The organism is Hymenobacter negativus, from assembly GCF_017571495.1.
GTDB classification, from domain to species: Bacteria; Bacteroidota; Bacteroidia; order Cytophagales; family Hymenobacteraceae; genus Hymenobacter; species Hymenobacter negativus.
Window position 1 is genome coordinate 156,608 of record NZ_JAGETZ010000009.1, and the last position, 17,570, is coordinate 174,177.

A 17,570-nucleotide genomic window follows, 5' to 3' on the forward strand; every position below is an offset into this window, starting at 1 on the left:
ACTTAAAATGGAATGCCCTGCGTGTTTCTCGTCCGAATCGCCTCTTCGGTTTTGGGCACGAAATAGTCGTTCAGCATCATGCGGGCGTTGGCTTGCGTTTCTTCAATAAACGGCCGCAATTGCTGGTTGTAGGCCGTAAAGGCAGCGTCAAAATCGCCGTTGTGTTGCTCCAGGGCATCGGCTATGGCGGCGGCACCGGCCATGGCTAGCGAGGCGCCGATGCCGGCTGCGGGCGAGGCACAGTAGCCGGCGTCGCCCACCAGGGCCACCCGGCCTTTGGTCCACGACGGCATCCGGATTTGGCAGAACTTATCAAAGTAGGAAATGTCGGCCTGCTGTATTTCGGCCAGTAACTCGTCGGTGCGCCAGCCCTGGCCGGCAAACTGCTCCACAATCATGCGGCGCTGCTGCGCGGCATCCCGGTAATCGTATGGGATTTCCTGTTCGGAAAAGAACGAGAAAATGACATCGGTTTTGCCGTTGTAGGCATTTAGCATCACGCCCTTGCCCGGTACATTGTATAGCTGGGCAGTGTTGGGCGCTATTAGCGCGTGGTCGACGATGGTGAGGGAGAAGTAATGCTGCAGAAACTGGACGTACGTGGGCTCATTGTTGAACCATAGTTTCCGGACTACTGAATGGGCACCATCGCAGCCAAACACCAGGGCGAAGGTGCCGGACGAGCCATCTTTAAACGTGACTTGCATGGCGCCTGCGGTTTCGCTCATGGCGCTGATGCTGTTGTTAAACAGAAAGTTGACTTCGTTTTGTAGGGCGTCAACCAAAATAGCCATTAGGGTAGCCCGCTCAATTTCAACGTCTTCGATGTCATCGTCCGAAGGCGGCGCTTCTGCTGGTTGCATGAGCATCGAGCCTTCCGTCACGTCGTCGGTATTTTTAAACTCCAGGCGCTCCAGCTGCAGGCGGTGGGCGCGTAGCTGCGCAAAAATGCCCATTCGCCGGGCGCTGGCCAGGGCTTCTCCCTGCACGTTGATGGCGGCGCCACCCGTTCGGGGGGCGTTGGCCCGCTCCACTACCGTAACCTTGTAGCCTAGCTTATTCAGCCAATAGGCGGTGGAAAGTCCGGCGATGCTGGCGCCCGAGATGAGTACTGGTTTTCCGTTTGCTGATTCCATTTTCGGATGATTTTGGGTGCTATTGCTAGCCGGTTTGTACACCACAAAACTCCGGGAGGCGTCGGCCTTAGGCTAGAATAAACGCGACAAAATCGGTGCTCACCGTTTGTTGCCAGTGCGTGGCTTTGCGGGCAAATGCTGCCGGCGTAGTGCCGCTGTAGCGCTTGAATTCCCGGCCCAGGTGCGACTGGTCGGTATAGCCGAGCTCCTGGGCCAGGCCCGCCAGGTTGGCCGCCGGATGCAGCCAGAGGTGGTCGCGGGCCTGCTCAAAGCGCATCAGGCCCGATACGTCTTTCACGGTGTGGCCGGCCGCTTGCTTGAACTTCCGTTCCAGGGTGCGCACCGTGGCATGCGCTGCCGCCGCCACCTGGCTGACCGGCAGGGTGCCACCGGCGGCCCGCATGGCCCCGCCCGCTTTGCCAAGCACCTGGTCGCCGGCCGTCCGCGGCCGGGCCAGCGTGAAGTACCGGGCCACTTCCGCCAGGGCTTCCGCCACGTTGCCCGCCTCCAGCCACGTTGCCAGCGGGGCTTGCAGCCGGGCAATGGGATGCTCCACCACGCGCACGCTGCCCGGCCCCGACGGCAGGCCCAGTAGCTCGAACACCGCCCACGGGAAACACTTGACGCCGATGACTTCCAGGCGGCCTTGCGTGTGGAAATGAATCGGCTGGTTGAGCAGGCCCACCAGAAACGGGGAGGGCAGGGGCTGCAAGCCGGCCGGGGTAGCTATGCTGCAACCCCGCCCAAAATGAAAGACAATTTCCGCACAGCCGTCCGGGGTCACCTCGAAGCTCGACGGCTCGTTGCCGAAGTCCCGGCTGATGTACCAAAAGTCCTTTATGGCGTTGCGGAGCGCTGCCGGCGCTTCAAGTTCGTGGTGCTGCATGCAGAAGGGCCGCCTATTGGGAGGGAGTGGATATTGGTACAAACGAGGCCCGCGCCTGGCTAGCCGCGCTGGCAAATGAAGAAGTATTCAACGGGAAATGATATCTTCGGTCAGAATTTCTGGAAGGGAATCAGCGGGAAGCGGATGGGCTGTCCCGTATTTTTTCGCTTTTGCAAGCGCTTTTGGATTGGGTTGAACCCCACCGCGGCCCAAATAGCTTCTACAAGCTCCTGCTATTGGTTGGGATTGGTGCCTGCTTCATCCGGGGGCATTGGACGGTACCGGGCAGAAGGCTGGCACGGCAGAAAAAAGGCATTCCTGACCCGAAGCGCGGCCCGGCCAGCTCCCAGAGCAAGCCGGGCGAAGCAAATGTCCCGCTAACTTCTGATGACCGCGGGACCCTAGCGCTTACCTATACTTACTTAATTAAGACAACGCCAACGTGGCGTTGCTTCTACCTCATGAATAACTGGAAAATTGACAAGCTACTAGCTGGAGAAACCATCATTAGCAAAGAACCCGGCAACTCAATGTTGCCCCTGATTAAAAGCAAGCAGCCCGTGCGGCTGGCTCCCACAACCTGGACGGAAGTTGCCGTTGGGGATATCGTGTTTTGCAAAGTTCATGGCCGCTGCTTTACCCACCTGGTAAAAGCCAAAAACGAAGCGCAGGGCGTGCAAATTGGCAACAACAAAGGCCACATCAACGGCTGGACGAAGCAAGTGTATGGGCGGGTAGTGGAAGTGCTCTGACACCAATGCCCGGCCGGCATATTGGTCAAGATAGCTAGGGCACACCGGCTACTCAGTTTTTAGATATACTCCTTCGACGGTGGCATTGTGGCCAAACTGGCTCGCGCACTCGCCTTTGGTGTAGCTGATAACCACAAAGTCGTGGTAGAACCGGACCTGGAACGCGCAATTGGGGGCATCGGGTAGGGCGTAGGTAAACGCAGGGCCCGTTAGGCTTATGGTATCCAGCGGAACTTCGGCATAGTGATGGGCCGGGGTAGCCGTCACAGCCATCAGCTCAAACGAAGCCTTACCGGCCGCAACCTTGGCCATGCTGAAGGTGCCTTGACGCCCCGCCGCCCCGTAGCGGTACGTGTAAGAGCCATAGAGCTGGGCCGCGTTGACGCGCATAGGCACCGAAGCCACCCGGGCCTCTTTTTTGACCAGCCGCAGGGCTAGCTCCCGTTCCGTAGTGGGCGAATACCACTGGCCGATGAACGCCTGACCGGCCGGTCGCCCAATAAGAATGCCCGTGATAGTGCCCTTCTTATCAAACTCCAGCAGGTGGTAAGTGTGGTCTTCCGCGATGGTTCCCCGCAGCCGAATCGGGGTCTTATGCCTGGTATTTAGGTACGTGATTTCGCCCATCAGTACCTCCCCGTCGCGCTGATAGTGCATAGTAACCGGAATCTTGCCCGCCAGGTAGCCGGTCCAGCAGGTGTCGGCTGGGGCCGCCGCCAGGGGAACCGCGGGCGAGGAGGCGGCTTTGCGGGGCGTTTGGGCGGGTGAGCTGCTCCCCCAACTCAGCAGGCCAGCTAGCAGCAAATGCAGGTAAAATGATTTCATCGGGGGTAATGCCATCGCCCTGGGAGAATATAGGCTGGGCAGCGCGGGCCCGCCACAGGCCAAGCAAAAGCAGACCCGCGCCGCCAGGAAGCGAGGCGGCGCGGGCCATACAGGCAATTGTCTCCTGGGCAGGAAGGAGGACGGCAGATAATCAGGCGTTATCAGCGCTTTACTAATTCCACGCGGCGGTTTTGGGCGCGGCCGGCCTCGGTGGCATTGTCAGCCAGGGGCTTGGTTTGGCCGAAACCCGCCGCCTGGAGGCGGGCGGTGGCAATGCCCTGCGCCGCCAGGGCCGCCACCACGGCCTGGGCGCGCGCTTCGGATAGCTGCTGGTTGTGGGCCGGGGTGCCGGCATTATCGGTGTGCCCTTCCACTGCCAGCCGTAGTGCCGGGTTCGCCTGCAACAGCTTCACGACCTCGGCCACCGCCGGCTCCGACTCGGGCTTGATGTGCGCCTGCTCGGTGTCAAAATTGATGTACAGCGTGGCCCGGCCTTCCGTGTCTAGTTTTTTTTTAGCTCGTCGGCCTTCAGCGTGGTGGCCTGCTGGGCCATGGGGGCCCGCTCGGTCACGTTGAGGCGGTAGTCGCCGGAGGCGAGCTCCAGCTGCATCCACACCTCCTTGTCCTTCTGCCGGATGACGTAGGTATACACCGGCGTGTTTTCGCCGTCTATTTTGCCGTTGTGCTTGTAGTATTCGTCGCCGCCAATCTTGTCGACGGCTTCTTTGGGCACCTGGGTGTCCGCAACTTTCATCGCGCCGAGCTTCTTAAACAGCTCTTCGTAGTTGCGCTGTATCATCAGGTCGGAGGCCGTTTTGGCGTCAGCCGCAGGCTCTAAGAGGCGGCGGGATACTTTGCCTTCGACTGCAATAATGTTCTGGCCATCGAAGATGTAGGAACGTTCAAAGTCAAAGCTTTCGCTGTTGCTCGTGTTCACCTCGTAGCCCGGCAGGGGAGCCAGGTAGGGAAATACGCCCAGGTCGGCGCTGGAAACGGGCACCTTGCTCAGGTCGAACGTAGCGGCGGGCTCGGTGGTGGCGGCAGGGCTGGCGTCGGGGGTGGCAGCCGTTTCGGCTGGCGCGGGCGCGGCGGCCGTCGGTGGGGTGCTTTGTTCAGCGGGCTGGTCTTTGCTACCGCAGGCAGTAAGGCCGCTGGCCAAAGCCAGCGCAACAAGAAAGTGACGGGGAGTGGAATTCATGAAAGAAGGAATAGCATTGAGAGCAGCAAATAAAAGCCCTAATCTTCGTTTGGAACCAATGCTGTAGTGGTCGCCAGCGAGGGGCCAATTTTTCAAATAACTTGTCTCTACCGTCGAGCAGCTTGTTCAGCAAGCCATTAGCTGCCCCCCGGAAACCAGCGCATCTGAAAGGATATCGACGTTATTTAATCTAGCCTTAAATCCCACTGCCCGGCAGAGCAGGCCAGGGCGCCCGCTCAGGCTTCACCTCCTCACGCTTTCGCCGGGCGACTCTGTGTCGACGGAGGGGACTTCGCTGGTGGCCCGCCCCGGCCAAGTCCCTCTAAGAAGAGTCCCTCCGCAAGCGTCCGAATGGTTTGGCGTTGCGCGGTCCGGCCTCATTTGCCCCTTCCTTTGCCCCTATGAATCGATTCGACCGCATCACGGCTATGCTCATCCAGCTGCAATCCCGGCGCGTGGTGAGCGGCCCCGCCCTGGCCGAGCGGTTTGGCGTGAGCCTGCGCACGGTCTACCGCGACCTACGCACCCTGGAGCTGGCCGGGGTGCCGCTCTTTGGCGAGCCGGGCGTGGGGTACTCGCTAGCGGAAGGCTACCGGCTGCCGCCCGTCATGTTTACCCGCGAGGAAGCCACGGCCCTGCTCACCGCCGAAAAGCTGGCTTCCAAGCTAACCGATGCGCCCACGGCGCAGCTGAGCGGCGCGGCCATGGACAAGCTGCGCGCCGTGCTGCGCCACACTGACCGCGACCACCTCGAAACCCTCGGCCCCCACATCCAGGTGCTGCGACCCAACGGCCAGGCCGAACGCCCGAATGCCTACCAGCAGCTGGTGACGGCCGTGGCCACGCAGCACGTGGTGCGCCTGCACTACCGGGCCGCCGACCACAACGCCCCCACCACGCGCGAGGTCGAGCCCATCGGCCTGTACCTGGGCCGGCAGTGGCACGTGGTGGCGTATTGCCGGCTGCGGCAGGCCTTCCGCGACTTTCGCCTCGACCGCATCCAGGACCTGGAAACTACCACGGAAATCTTCGTGGCCCGCCCCGAAACGCTACAGCAATACTGGGCCTCCGAGGCCAGCCGGCGGCAAAAAGAAAAGGTCGTCATTCGCTTCCGGGCGGCGGGCGTGCGGCCCGCCCCGGCGCGGTATCTGCACGAAACTAAGTACCAGTACGGCTGGGCCCACGAGCAGCAGCTGCCCGATGGCAGCGTGGAGATGACCTTGTTCCTCGGCTCGCTGACTTACCTGGCCGCTTGGCTGCTTCCCTACGCAGGGGCCATTACGGTGGTGGAGCCGCCCGCCCTGCGCGAGCACCTGCGGGAAATGGCCCAACGGGCGCACGATTTTTTTTGTGACCCCGAATAAGATGCTGAAACAGTTCAGGAGCCTGGCAAGAGCGTAATAAAACGGGCAAGCACGTCATGCAGAGCGCAGCGAAGCATCTCGCGTGTGGTAGCAATTCAATCGATTGAGTTAGTTACAGCACGCGAGATGCTTCGCTGCGCTCTGCATGACGGCCAAAACGACGTCTCGGGTTGAGTCAGCTAAAATCGCGGCAGAAAATTAATTCAAACAGATTTTGAGATGCTGACATAGGGCTGTCAGATGCGGCGGGAAATTTTGTGGGGTCAAACGACGAACCCCATTCTTCAACCCCCATTTCTCCCCAACCCATGCAGCCTTTTCAGCTGAACATTCCCCAAGCCATTCTCGACGACCTGCGGGCGCGCCTGGCTCACACCCGCTGGCCCGCCGAGCCGTCCCAAGCCAGTTGGGGGCAGGGCACCAGTCCCGCCTACCTGCGTGAGCTCCTGACCTACTGGCAGCACGACTTCGACTGGCGGCAGCAGGAAGCCCGGCTCAACCAATTTGCTCGGTTTCAAGCCACCATTGAAGGCACCGAGCTTCGGTTTATTCACGAGCGGGGGCGTGGGCCCCGGCCGCTGCCGCTGCTGCTGAGCCACGGCTGGCCGGACTCGTCCTGGCAATTCACCAAGCTGATTCCGCTGCTCACCGACCCGGCTGCCCACGGCGGGCGGGCCGAAGATGCCTTCGACGTAGTGGCGCCGGACCTGCCGGGCTTCGGCTTTTCGGCACCGCTGCCGGCCACCGGCCCGTTTGCGAATCAGACGGCGAGCCGGCTCCAGCAGCTCATGACCACTACGCTGGGCTACGCCCGCTACGGGGCGCACGGCTCCGACGTGGGCACCCTGGTGACCGAGTGCCTGGCCCTGGACTACGCCCCCAGCCTCAGCGGTATCCACATGACGGGCGTGCCCTTTTCCCGCATGCTGGTGCCGCCCGCCGACCCCTCGGCCACGGAGCAGGCCTTTCTCACGTCCAATTTGCAACGGTTCATGCAAGGAGCGGCTTACGTGACCCTGCAAGCCCGCGACCCCCATACGCTGGCCCCCGGCCTCCGGGACTCACCAGCCGGCCTGGCCGCCTGGCTGCTGGATAAGTTCCGGGCGTGGAGCGACAGCGGGGGCAACCTCGAAAGCCGCTTCAGCAAGGACGAGTTGCTCACGAACCTGACCATCTATTGGGCCACCGATACCATTGCTTCGTCGTTCGCCCCCTACCACCAGGTCGGCCCCGCTCCCCAGGGCCTGAACGCACCGAAAATCGAGGTGCCAACGGGCTTTACCAGCTTTGCCCATGACTTGCTGCAAGCGCCCCGCGAGTTTGCCGAGCGCTTCTACAACGTGCGCCAGTGGGCCGAATACCCCGCCGGCGGCCACTTTCCGGCCTTCGAGGAGCCCCAGGCGCTGGCCGAATCCCTCCGCGCTTTCTTCCGCCCCCTGCGGTAGGGACTGGGGACACTCTCTTTTCAAGCGATAGAGGCCTGACGCTGTGCCTCAGCAGCTGTTTGCGGTAAGAAAACGGTCCTGCTGCGACAAGCTCAGCAGGGCCGTTTCAAAGGGACTGCCCCGACCAAGGCCGCCCTTTGCGGCCCTAGTCGGGGCGGTCCCTCTGAGGTTTTAGGCCTCGCGATGGGTTTAATGAGCTACACGAAACCGCATAAATAAGCATTGGAGTATAATGGCCCTGGTTTCCAGTGGTATACTAGCGGTAATTGGTGACAAGGGGTGTAAGTTTACCTGCCCGGCCGCCACACAGACAGCCGGTTAATTCCCACTCTTCAGTCCTTTTAAGTTATGAATGACCAACCTTCCAGCCCCACCAACGCATCTGCCGCACCGGTGGGCGACAGCCTCAGCAACTTTCGCTGGACTAATTTGGGCTTGCCCGGCCCGGATACCCAGCTAGTCGCCTCGGCGGGCACCAGCATGGGCGGAGGCAGTCCCAACGTGTTTGGACTGGACGCAAAGGGCAACCTGTGGAGCTGCTGGCTAAACGGCAATGCGTGGCAATGGACCAGCCTGGGCCAACCCACGGGCGTGCCGCTTGCGCGGCCAATGGGCACGGTTAGCGTCAGCGGTACTACCAACGTGCTGCTGCTCGACCACAAGGGCAACTTGTGGACCTGCTGGCTAAACGGTACCAGCTGGCAGTGGGACAACCTGGGCCCATCGCCAACCACTACCCGGCTGGTGGAGGCCGCTGGGACGGTAGAAAACAAAGGCGTTTCCACCGTCTACATTCTCGATGAGAAGAGCATACTATGGCAATGCGCTTACACCACCAGCTGGCAGTGGACCAGCCTGGGCCAACCCGCGGGCGGTAGTGTGGGCCTAAGGTCGGTAGGGGCGTTGGCGACTTCGACTGGCAGCAGCACCTTTCTGCTGGACAACGTGGGCACGCTCTGGGCCTGTGGGCTAAACCAAGGCGTACCCACCTGGAGCACCCTGAACCAGCCCAGCGGCTTGCAGGGCGCCCAATCCGTAGGGGTAATTGCGTCCAGTGGCCTGCCCACCGTGTTTACGCTGGACCCCAAGGGCAACCTCTGGCAGTGCCAGCAAAACGCCACCACCTGGCAGTGGACCAACCTGGCGCAGCCCGCGGGTGTGGCGCTGTTTATGTCGTTGGGGACCATTTATGCCAGGGACAACACGTACGTCCTGCTGCAGGACGATAAGGGCATACTCTGGAATTGTGTTAACAGATGGGGGCAATGGGGAAATATGGGCCAGTCCGGCAACGGCGGCCTGGTCGTGCCGATGGGCACCCTCTACGCGGGCAGCGATTCCTACGTGTTCGGACTGGACGATTTCGGCAACTTATGGAGCTGTAATTAAAGCGGTTTAATAGCGCGAAGCACTGCTTCGCGCTAAGCCCCAAACAGCGGTGATGCCCGCTCTATTTCGCCCGTTCGTTGCCTTTTCAGAGGCAATGGGCGGGCGAAATTTGCTTTAAGCTGCTTTGGCCTACACAAGCAGTCCTAGCCCCGCCGCGTGCGTGGCCGCCGTGGCATAGTCGGCCACCAGCAGCATGGGCACCTGTTCTGCACTCAGCTCCTCAATGATGGGCCCGACCAGCGCGGCCCGCTCCGGTACCTGCACATCTCTAATATAGATGGCCTTGATGCGGCCGGGGTGGCGGCGCACCACTTCGCGGTAGATGCGGGCATCTTCCTGGCCGCTGTCGCCGCAAAGGATGAAAGGCAGGGTAGGGTAGGTGGTCAGAATGTCGTCGATTTCGTGGAGCTTGTGGGCAAAATGGATGGCAGCCGAGCCCGTGACGCCGGGCGGGGGCGTGGTCTTGGGGCGCGAGATGCTGAGGTCGCGCAGCAGGAGCGGGCCGGTGGGAATGTCGTGCAGCTTCAGAAACTCCGCGAGCATGTCGTAGAGGTTCCAGGGGCTGCTGCTCACGAAGAAAAAGGGGTTGTCGGGCTGGCCGTTGCGGCCCCGCTGCAGCCGGCGGTAGAACTCGGCCACCCCCTCGAAGGGCTGTTTCGACTGCGCGTTGCTGAACAGCACCCGGCCCAGCATCTTGAAGATATTGGTGGCGCTGGTTTCAAATACCGTGTCGTCGAGGTCGGAAATCACACCAAACTCGGCGCTGGCGGGCGGCACCAGCACGGCGGCATCGGTGGCAATGGCTTCGGTGGGCATCTTCAGGAACTTGGGCAGCCGGGCCACGCGCACCGGCACCGGGTACCAGAGGTAGGCCACGGGAGCCGGCAGCACCCGTGGCTCAATCACTAGGGTGAAGTAGCCCTCGTCGTCGGTCGTGACGAGGTGCTGGCTGCCGTCGGGCAGCTCGGCCACGAGGTCGGCCGCGGCCACTTCGCGGCTGTTGAAGCGGCGCACCATGCTGCGGAAATTGCGCCAGCGCGAGTCTTCGGCACTGGCGGCTACCAGGCCGGGGTCGGCCAGCAGGCGGCCCTTGATGTAGAACTTAGTGGCTGTGCCGTAGCTGCGGTAGGCATCGATTTGTAGCGGCCGCAGCCAGCCGCGCCGCGCCGAAAAGCGGGTAAATAAGTGGTCGGTCCATTCAGAGAAATTAGAAAAGGCAGTGGGCAGCTTCATGGGGCAAACCTACGGCCAACGGGCGGCAACCGTTGAAATAGCCACCACGAGGCCAATTGCCAATGCTGGATAAAACCTCGCGAGGGACGGTCCGCCAGGGAGATGCCCTGGCCCTGAAACACATTCCCAACGGAGCAGCCCATCAGCAGGGGTTCGTTTGAAGGGCAAGGGCCAAAGCCCCGGCGGACCGTCCCTCGCGAGGTGTCGGGTGGCGCCGTTGAAACTACGCTTCAGCTTGGGTTAAGTACAGGTGCCGGCTTGAATAGTACTATTTGATTTTGGGTTTTATCATCGACTGGATTATTGCTGATAGAAAGGAAGAATAGGAGTGAGGGGGCTGACGATGCAATTGACTAACAAGATTTTGTCATTACAATCTATGCACACGATTCCGCAATCGTGTGCGATAGGGAAAGTTGGATTTTAATAAAAATTCAGACTGATGCTGCTTGCGAGTTGCTATACCTTCCGAAGTAAATCCCTCTTAGAACCAACTAGGGCGCAATCAGGGCAAGTGCTGCCAAGGTATATGCTTGGTTAAAGCAATTGAACTTTCGCCGGAAACGATTGCGAAGTGCCTTGCATAGTGTTCTGCTTGCGGCCATAGTCCTTTTCCCTCATTCTTAAACCTGAGCCTGCCTATGAGAAGATGCAGCTGACCCTCGTAACTGCTACCACGCCAACCTACCCATACCAACCTCCCATTTCTTTAACCCACCCAATAGAACATGAAAGCAAAAAGTACGATGCTGGCCCTCGCGCTGAACTTCAGCAGCCTGGGCTTATTCGCACAAGCCCCGCTTGTGTACAGTGCTGAAAATACCGGGGCCGCCAGCTGCACCGCGCCGTCCTTGCCGAGCTTCAGCCAATTGCCGGCCATCGAGCCGCTGCCCGACCCCTTTATGTGGGCCAACGGCAGCGGACGCTCCACCCGGTTCAGCGATTGGGAGTGCCGACGCAACGAAATCCGGGCCCAGATTGAGAATTACGAAATCGGGACCAAACCCACCAAGCCGCAGAACATTACGGCCAGCTACGCCGCCGGCGTGCTGACGGTGAACGTGACCGAGAACGGGCAAACCCTGACCCTGACCTCGCAGGTGTCGCTGCCATCGGGCAACGGCCCGTTTCCGGCCATCATCGGCATGAACAGCGCTTCCGGCAGCGTGCCGGCCAGCGTATTTACCGGCCGTAACATTGCCCGCATCACCTTCAACCACGACCAGGTGACGCGGTACGGCAACCCGCAGCTATCGGACCCCTACTACCGGCTGTATCCCAACCAGACGCTGGCCAATTCGGGCCAGTACAGTGCCTGGGCCTGGGGCGTGAGCCGCATCATCGACGGCCTGGAGCTGGTGCAGGCCAGCCTGCCCATCGATTTGCAGCACCTGGGCGTGACGGGCTGCTCCTATGCGGGCAAGATGGCGCTGTTCTCCGGCGCTTTCGATGAGCGCATTGCCCTCACCATTGCACAGGAATCGGGCGGTGGCGGCGCGCCGGCTTGGCGCGTTTCCGAAACGCTGGGAGCCGTGGAAAAGCTGGGCGCCACCGACTACCGCTGGTTCCGCGACGACATGCAGCAATTTGCCGGCACCAACGTGGCCAAGCTGCCCGAAGACCACCACGAGCTGATGGCCATGATTGCTCCGCGTGCCCTGCTGGTGACCGGCAACACGGACTTTGAGTGGCTGGCCAACCCGGCCGCGTACGTTTCGGCCCGGGCCGCCCACGAGGTGTGGAAGCAGTTCGGCATCGGCGACCGGTTTGGGTTCTACATCGATGGCGGGCACGGCCACTGCGCCGTGCCTGCTACCCAGGTGCCGGCCATGCAGGCTTTTGTCGATAAGTTCCTGGCGGGCAATACCTCCGTCAATACCAACATCACGGTGCATCCCTACCCGCTGATAAACTACCAGCGCTGGTACCAGTGGTGGGGCACCGGCAACCCCGTGCTGCCGCCACTGCCGCCCGAGCCGCTGGGCAAAAGAATCTGGCTGGAAGCCGAGTGCGCCACGTTAGGGTCGAGCTGGGATGTGGTGGCCGATACATCGGCCGCCGCCGGCGCTTACGTGAAAGTGAAAAGTGGCCTGAGCAGTCCGGCCGCCGCGCCTTCCGGGGCCATGTCCTTCCTCACAACGCCTTTCACCATCGACAGCGCCGGTACTTATAATTTCCTGGCCCGGCTGAACGTCCCCGTTGGGGAAGACTACGGCTACTGGCTGAAAATTGACGGTGGGACTTTCCAATCCGTTAGCAGCCAGCTGGCAACCAATCCGGGCTTCGAAAGCGGCTTGTCCGGCTGGTCCACGGTTAACGCGACCGGGGCGACCATCTCGGCCAATACCGTAGCGGCCGATGCCCACAGCGGCACCGGCTCGATGAAAGTAGTGAACCCCACGGCCCAGCCCGGCAACCAGTGGCGGGTGCAGGTGTCGAGCGCGGCCTTCCCGACGACCATCGGCAAGCAGTATGTGATTTCGTATTGGGTGAAAGCGGCGGCCCCGGGGGGCTCCATCCGGCTGTCCAGCGGGCCTTCCAGCCCGCAGTACCAGGGCGACCAGGCTATTGGTACGGCCTGGCAGCAGGTGACCTGGACCATCACGGCCAGCCTGACGTCCACCACTTTCCTGTTTGACATGGGGCAGGTGGCCAACACCTACTTTATTGACGATGTCAGCGTGAAGGAAGTGGGCGGAACCGCCGGCTGGCGCTGGGTAAAGCTGCGCGATGCCGCCCTGAGTGTCGGCCCGCACACGCTTACCATTGGCTACAATACCGGCGGCGGTACCGGCCTCGACAAGCTGCTGGTTACCTCTTCCAGCCTGACCATCACGGGAAAGGGCCTGGCCGCCGATAACTGCAAAACGGCCCAGACCATTGCCTTCGGGGCCCTGGCCACCAGGCTGTACGGGGATGCAGATTTCACCCTCGCGGCCACTTCCAGCTCCGGCCTGCCCATTACCTACCTCAGCTCCGACCCCTCGGTGGCTACCGTGACCAATGGCGTGGTGCACCTGCTCAAGGCCGGCAGCACCACCATCACGGCCTTGCAGGCCGGCAACGCCACGTACCAGTCGGCCGCCGTGAGCCAGGTGCTGACCGTGACCCCGGTGCAGGTGAGCGTGCTCTACCAGAACGGCGACGCGCAGCCGAGCGACAACTACATCCGGCCCAACCTGCAGCTGGTAAACGGCGGCACCGCGGCCATTCCCTACCAGGAGCTGACGGTGCGCTACTGGCTGACCCCCGAAACCACCGGGGCTGTGGCGGCCGACGTGAGCTGGGCCGAGCTGGGCACCAGTCAGGTGGGTGTGAGCTACAAAACGCTGCCGCCCGCGCTGCAAGGCGCTTACGGCTACGTGGAGTATTCCTTCCTGCCCGGCGCCGGCAGCCTGGCCGCCGGTGCCAACTCGGGTGTGATTCTCTCGAACCTGCACCAGGCCAGCTGGGGCGATTTTGAGGAAACCAACGACTACTCCTACGCCACGAACACGACCTACCTGCCCAACAGCCGCATTGCGGTGTACCGCAACGGCATGCTGATTGCCGGCACCGAGCCGAGCACGCCTGTAGTGGCTAGCTACGCCTTCAAAGGCTTTGCCGAAAACCGGAGCGCTGCCCTGACCACCAACAGCCTCCAGTTGGGGCTGCAGGTGAACAACCTGAGCAACGTGCCCGTGGCCTACAGCGACCTGAGCGTGCGCTACTGGCTGAGCCCGGACGGCACATCGCCGATGGCCGCAGCAGTTACGTACGCCCCGATTGGGGCCGGCAACACGACGGTAAGCACCGGCCAAAAGGGAACCGAAACTTACCTGGAGCTGGGCTTTGCGCCGGCGCTGGGCATGCTGGCGCCCCTCGGCACCACGGGCGAAGTGCTGGTGAGCGTCAACAAAGCCGACTGGTCCAGCTTCAGCCAGGCCAACGACTATTCCTACCAGCCCGTGGGTCCGCTGGCCGAAAACAGCCACGTCACGGTGTACTACAAAGGCCAGCTGCTATACGGTACGGAGCCGGGCACGGCAACGGTAGCCGCCCGTGGCACTGGTGCGAGCCCGGCCCCCGCTACGGCCGCCGCCAGCCAAAGCGCCCTGCTGGAAACCTATCCCAACCCCGTAGCCTCGGAGGCAACCGTGCAGTTTAAGCCGGTGCAGGCCGGCCAGGCCTTGGTGCAGGTCTACAATTCACTCGGCCAGCTGGTGACGACCCTCTACGACGGTACCGTGGAAGAGGGCCGCGCCTATCAGCTGCCGTTTGCTGCCCAGTCGCTCGCCAATGGCCTGTATGAGTGTCGCCTGGTGCTCAACGGGAAGAAGCTGTCGAAGCGCATGGTCATTAGCCACTAGAGGTAGCTAATACTGCCTAGCACTTGTACCCCGAAGCTGCGCTTCGGCTCGCGTTGAGCTACTAAACTCATCCGCGGGCCGAGGCAAAGCTTCGGGGTATCCGTTTTAAAGACTATGCTCGCCGGACAGGCTAAGCAGGTGGGTTGAATAAAAATAAGCAACTGCGTTCGTCGCGAAGCTTAACATTTGCGTAAGAAGGGGCAACTTCTTTTCCTTATCTCAAAATGCCCACCGCCACTGCCGCCCGCCCTAAAACCCGTAAGAAGACGCTGCTGCCACAAGACGAGGCGCATATTGTGTACAAAGACCCCGCCCGCCAGGCCGAAATGGCGGGCCTGCGCTACGCCACCGACCAGGGTGCGGGCATCACGCGCAAGCCCACGCGGGCCGGACACTTCACCTACCATGACGCCAAGGGCCAGAAAATAACCGACCCGAAAACGCTGGACCGCATCTCTGGCTTCGTTATTCCGCCGGCCTGGACGGAGGTCTGGATTTCGCCCTCGCCCAACACCCATTTGCAGGTGACGGGCCACGATGCCCTCGGCCGCAAGCAGTACCGCTACCACCCGGCCTGGGACGAAATGCGCAGCCTAACCAAGTTCTCTCGCCTGCGCACTTTTGGTGAGAAGCTCGTGCCCTTGCGCGAGCAGTTGGCCAAAGACCTGCGTCGCCCCGCCTTAGACCGGGAGAAAGTGGTAGCGCTGGTGCTCACGCTCATGGATCAGTCGTTCATTCGCATCGGCAACAAGGAGTACGCCAAAAAGAACGGCAAAACCAAGCCCAGCTACGGCCTGAGCACCCTGCAAGACAAGCATGTGGCCATCGATGGCGCCGACGTGAACTTTAACTTTGTGGGCAAAAAAGGCGTGGCGCACGATGTAACCTTGCACGATGCCCGCCTGGCACGGCTGGTGCGCAAGTGCAAGGAAATTCCGGGCCAGCACCTCTTCCAATACTACTCGGCCGATGGCCAGCGCCACGCCCTCGAATCGGGCGACGTGAACGAGTACCTGCACCGCCACACCGGCCTGCAGCTCTCGGCCAAGGACTTTCGCACCTGGGGCGGCACTGTGAAAATGGTGGGCTGCCTGGAAGCCGTGCTCGATGAGGAGCCGGACCTGGCCCCTGAAAAAGTCATCAAAAAAGCCGTGAAGGAAGTGGCCACCGGCTTGGGCAACACCCCCACCGTGTGCTCGAAATACTACATCCACCCGCAGGTAGTAGAGCTATTCAAGTCCGGCCAGCTCATTGAATACCTGCGTAAGCACGACGCCGAAGCAAAAGCCGGCGACCTGCTCTCGCCCACCGAGCGGCTGGTGCTGAAGATGCTGGAACAGGCGTAATAGCGTGCTGGGAATGAGTAGGTAACAAGACGTCCCGCCGAGCGCAGCCGAAGTAGCGCTCAGCGGGACGTTTTGTTTGTACCTGGCTACTCCTCCGGTGGCGTATCGAATGCCTGCCCAGCCGAGACGCTTTCTTGTATGAACCGGATGCCTTTACTGCTTCTCGCGGCTTGCATCTCATCAGCACCTGCTCCGCCGAAAACACGGATTGCAGGCTTCCGGCCAGGTTTGTTGCCGTGTTCCTCGACGGCGAAAACATCATTTCCGCCCAAGCCTTCGATTTGGATACGCTGGGTTTCAGTTGGTAGAAACGCCCGCCGGTAAAGCACGGGGGCCGCCACGGCGGTCTGGACCGTCACCACCGTTGAGTCGGCGTAGCGATGGATGGTGAAGCGCTCGGCCTGGGCCGTGCCGCCGATGCGTGGCCGCCGGGCCAGCTGCTGATAAAATGCATCAGCCAGGTCCGGCAGCTTGTCACGCCGGGTTTGTAGCGCCGCAATGGTGCGCGGACCTTCCAGGGCGAAGGCGGGGGCCGGCAGCCGGTGCACCGCCCGCGTGATAAGCGTATCGGGCAGCTGCTGTTGCATGGCCAGTGCCGTGGCCCGGAACTGGGCCCGATTAAGCTCATTCAGCCCGCGCTGGTCGAGGTAGTGACCGGAGCTCATCAGGCCGGTTAGGTTCTTGTAGCGTGGAGCAAACGTGACCCAGTGGCGTAATGCCAGGCGGCTCACCAGCCAGCCCAGTACGCCATCATCGAGGCGATAGAACACCATGTCGCGGTCTTTAGGCAGCGGCAGAAGCGTGGCGTGGCCAGTTTTGGTGGGACGGGTGAGGGACCAGCTCCACTGGCCGGGGTGGCGGTCCCAGTCGCCCATCCAGCCATCGAGCAGGCGGGCCCGCAGCAGCGCAGGCTGGTCAAATTGAGTTGCAGAGTTCGTGAAAACGGCATTAAATGCTTTGGTGCTGTTAATCACGGATGAGGGAGCTGGCTGGCGTGCCGGCAGCGGTGCGGCTTTCTCTTCCAGCAAGCCCAACTGGCCCCGAAAGTGGCGGAGTGAATCGGTCTGAAACGCCGGGTCGTCGGCCCGCACGTAGAACAGGCGCGGGTTGGCGTGGGGCACGCCCACCGCTTCGGCCAGCACTGGCACGGTCAGGCTGGCGTAGGGATTGGTGGCGGAAATATTGTCGCGTAGCGCATTTACCAGAAACGTACCGCGCAGCCACTGTGGCGTGGCCCGAATGGGGTCTTTGTCGACGGTCCGGACCACGTAGGCATGGCCGTCGGTGGTGGTCAGGGCCAGGCTGGTGCTATTGAAACCGCCACCTACTTTGCCCGGCTTCAGGCCACCAAGCTGCGCCTTGGGTAGGTGCAGAACCGGTACCGCAACCGGGGCGGCCCAGGTAGGGCGGTGGTGCCTGCCCACCAGGGCATTATAAAGGCCGCCGTGTCGGGCGTATTGGCGGCCGGCGGTGGCTCCACGCACGCTGTCGGCCGAAGCGGAGAGGGGCTGGGCGGCATTGGGCCGCGCATCGGGTTGGAAAAACTGCTGCCGGACGCAGCCAGTGCCCAACAACAGGGAGCCCAAAGTGCCCGCTATCGGGAATAGAATACGCAAGCGGGACGTGGTCAAAAGCTAAACAGAAATA

At 61.7% G+C, this 17,570-nt stretch carries 13 protein-coding genes; 6 read left to right on the forward strand and 7 right to left on the reverse strand.

Annotated features, from left to right (window positions below; all coding sequences use genetic code 11):
• Positions 1-2 precede the first annotated feature (2 nt).
• Positions 3-1,136, reverse strand: a complete 1,134-nt coding sequence (locus J4E00_RS18555) for an FAD-dependent monooxygenase (RefSeq protein WP_208176754.1) — start codon at positions 1,134-1,136, stop codon at positions 3-5.
• Between the two features lie 67 nt (positions 1,137-1,203).
• Positions 1,204-2,022, reverse strand: coding sequence for a helix-turn-helix domain-containing protein (locus J4E00_RS18560; RefSeq protein WP_208176755.1), 819 nt, complete (start codon positions 2,020-2,022; stop codon positions 1,204-1,206).
• A 461-nt stretch (positions 2,023-2,483) separates the two neighbouring features.
• On the opposite strand from J4E00_RS18560, the gene J4E00_RS18565 reads away from it, so the two are divergent.
• On the forward strand, positions 2,484-2,774 hold the full coding sequence (locus tag J4E00_RS18565; protein ID WP_208176756.1) for a phage repressor protein: 291 nt from the start codon (positions 2,484-2,486) through the stop codon (positions 2,772-2,774).
• A gap of 48 nt (positions 2,775-2,822) precedes the next feature.
• Here J4E00_RS18565 and J4E00_RS18570 read toward each other — a convergent pair whose 3' ends face one another.
• The 3 genes from J4E00_RS18570 to J4E00_RS18580 form a co-directional block, all read right to left on the reverse strand.
• A complete protein-coding gene (locus J4E00_RS18570; RefSeq protein ID WP_208176757.1) occupies positions 2,823-3,599 on the reverse strand; it encodes a hypothetical protein in 777 nt (258 codons plus the stop codon).
• A gap of 161 nt (positions 3,600-3,760) precedes the next feature.
• Positions 3,761-4,213, reverse strand: a complete 453-nt coding sequence (locus J4E00_RS18575; RefSeq protein WP_208176758.1) for an OmpA family protein — start codon at positions 4,211-4,213, stop codon at positions 3,761-3,763.
• Positions 4,102-4,797: a hypothetical protein gene (locus tag J4E00_RS18580; RefSeq protein ID WP_208176759.1), complete on the reverse strand. Its 696-nt coding sequence runs from the start codon at positions 4,795-4,797 to the stop codon at positions 4,102-4,104. Before J4E00_RS18580 ends, J4E00_RS18575 begins: the two co-directional genes overlap by 112 nt.
• 401 nt (positions 4,798-5,198) lie before the next feature.
• On the opposite strand from J4E00_RS18580, the gene J4E00_RS18585 reads away from it, so the two are divergent.
• The 3 genes from J4E00_RS18585 to J4E00_RS18595 all read left to right on the forward strand — a co-directional run bounded on the left by J4E00_RS18585 (position 5,199) and on the right by J4E00_RS18595 (position 8,995).
• Positions 5,199-6,161 carry a helix-turn-helix transcriptional regulator gene (locus J4E00_RS18585; protein WP_208176760.1) on the forward strand — a complete coding sequence of 321 codons (963 nt, stop codon included), beginning with the start codon at positions 5,199-5,201 and terminating at the stop codon, positions 6,159-6,161.
• A 308-nt stretch (positions 6,162-6,469) separates the two neighbouring features.
• Positions 6,470-7,606: an epoxide hydrolase family protein gene (locus tag J4E00_RS18590; protein ID WP_208176761.1), complete on the forward strand. Its 1,137-nt coding sequence runs from the start codon at positions 6,470-6,472 to the stop codon at positions 7,604-7,606.
• Between the two features lie 348 nt (positions 7,607-7,954).
• Positions 7,955-8,995 (forward strand): hypothetical protein, encoded by a 1,041-nt coding sequence (locus J4E00_RS18595; protein ID WP_208176762.1) that lies wholly within the window; start codon positions 7,955-7,957, stop codon positions 8,993-8,995.
• 129 nt (positions 8,996-9,124) lie between these two features.
• On the opposite strand, the gene J4E00_RS18600 is transcribed toward J4E00_RS18595, so the two are convergent.
• Positions 9,125-10,228 carry an App1 family protein gene (locus J4E00_RS18600; protein WP_208176763.1) on the reverse strand — a complete coding sequence of 368 codons (1,104 nt, stop codon included), beginning with the start codon at positions 10,226-10,228 and terminating at the stop codon, positions 9,125-9,127.
• 728 nt (positions 10,229-10,956) lie between these two features.
• Here J4E00_RS18600 and J4E00_RS18605 point away from each other — a divergent pair.
• Both J4E00_RS18605 and J4E00_RS18610 read left to right on the forward strand, forming a co-directional pair.
• The gene (locus J4E00_RS18605) at positions 10,957-14,577 is read left to right on the forward strand and encodes a cellulose binding domain-containing protein (protein ID WP_208176764.1); all 3,621 of its coding nucleotides are present in this window, start codon (positions 10,957-10,959) and stop codon (positions 14,575-14,577) included.
• 224 nt (positions 14,578-14,801) lie between these two features.
• Positions 14,802-15,923: a DNA topoisomerase IB gene (locus J4E00_RS18610; protein WP_208176765.1), complete on the forward strand. Its 1,122-nt coding sequence runs from the start codon at positions 14,802-14,804 to the stop codon at positions 15,921-15,923.
• An 86-nt stretch (positions 15,924-16,009) separates the two neighbouring features.
• Here J4E00_RS18610 and J4E00_RS18615 read toward each other — a convergent pair whose 3' ends face one another.
• Complete coding sequence (locus J4E00_RS18615) at positions 16,010-17,554, reverse strand: hypothetical protein (protein ID WP_208176766.1); 1,545 nt, start codon at positions 17,552-17,554, stop codon at positions 16,010-16,012.
• Positions 17,555-17,570: the final 16 nt, after the last annotated feature.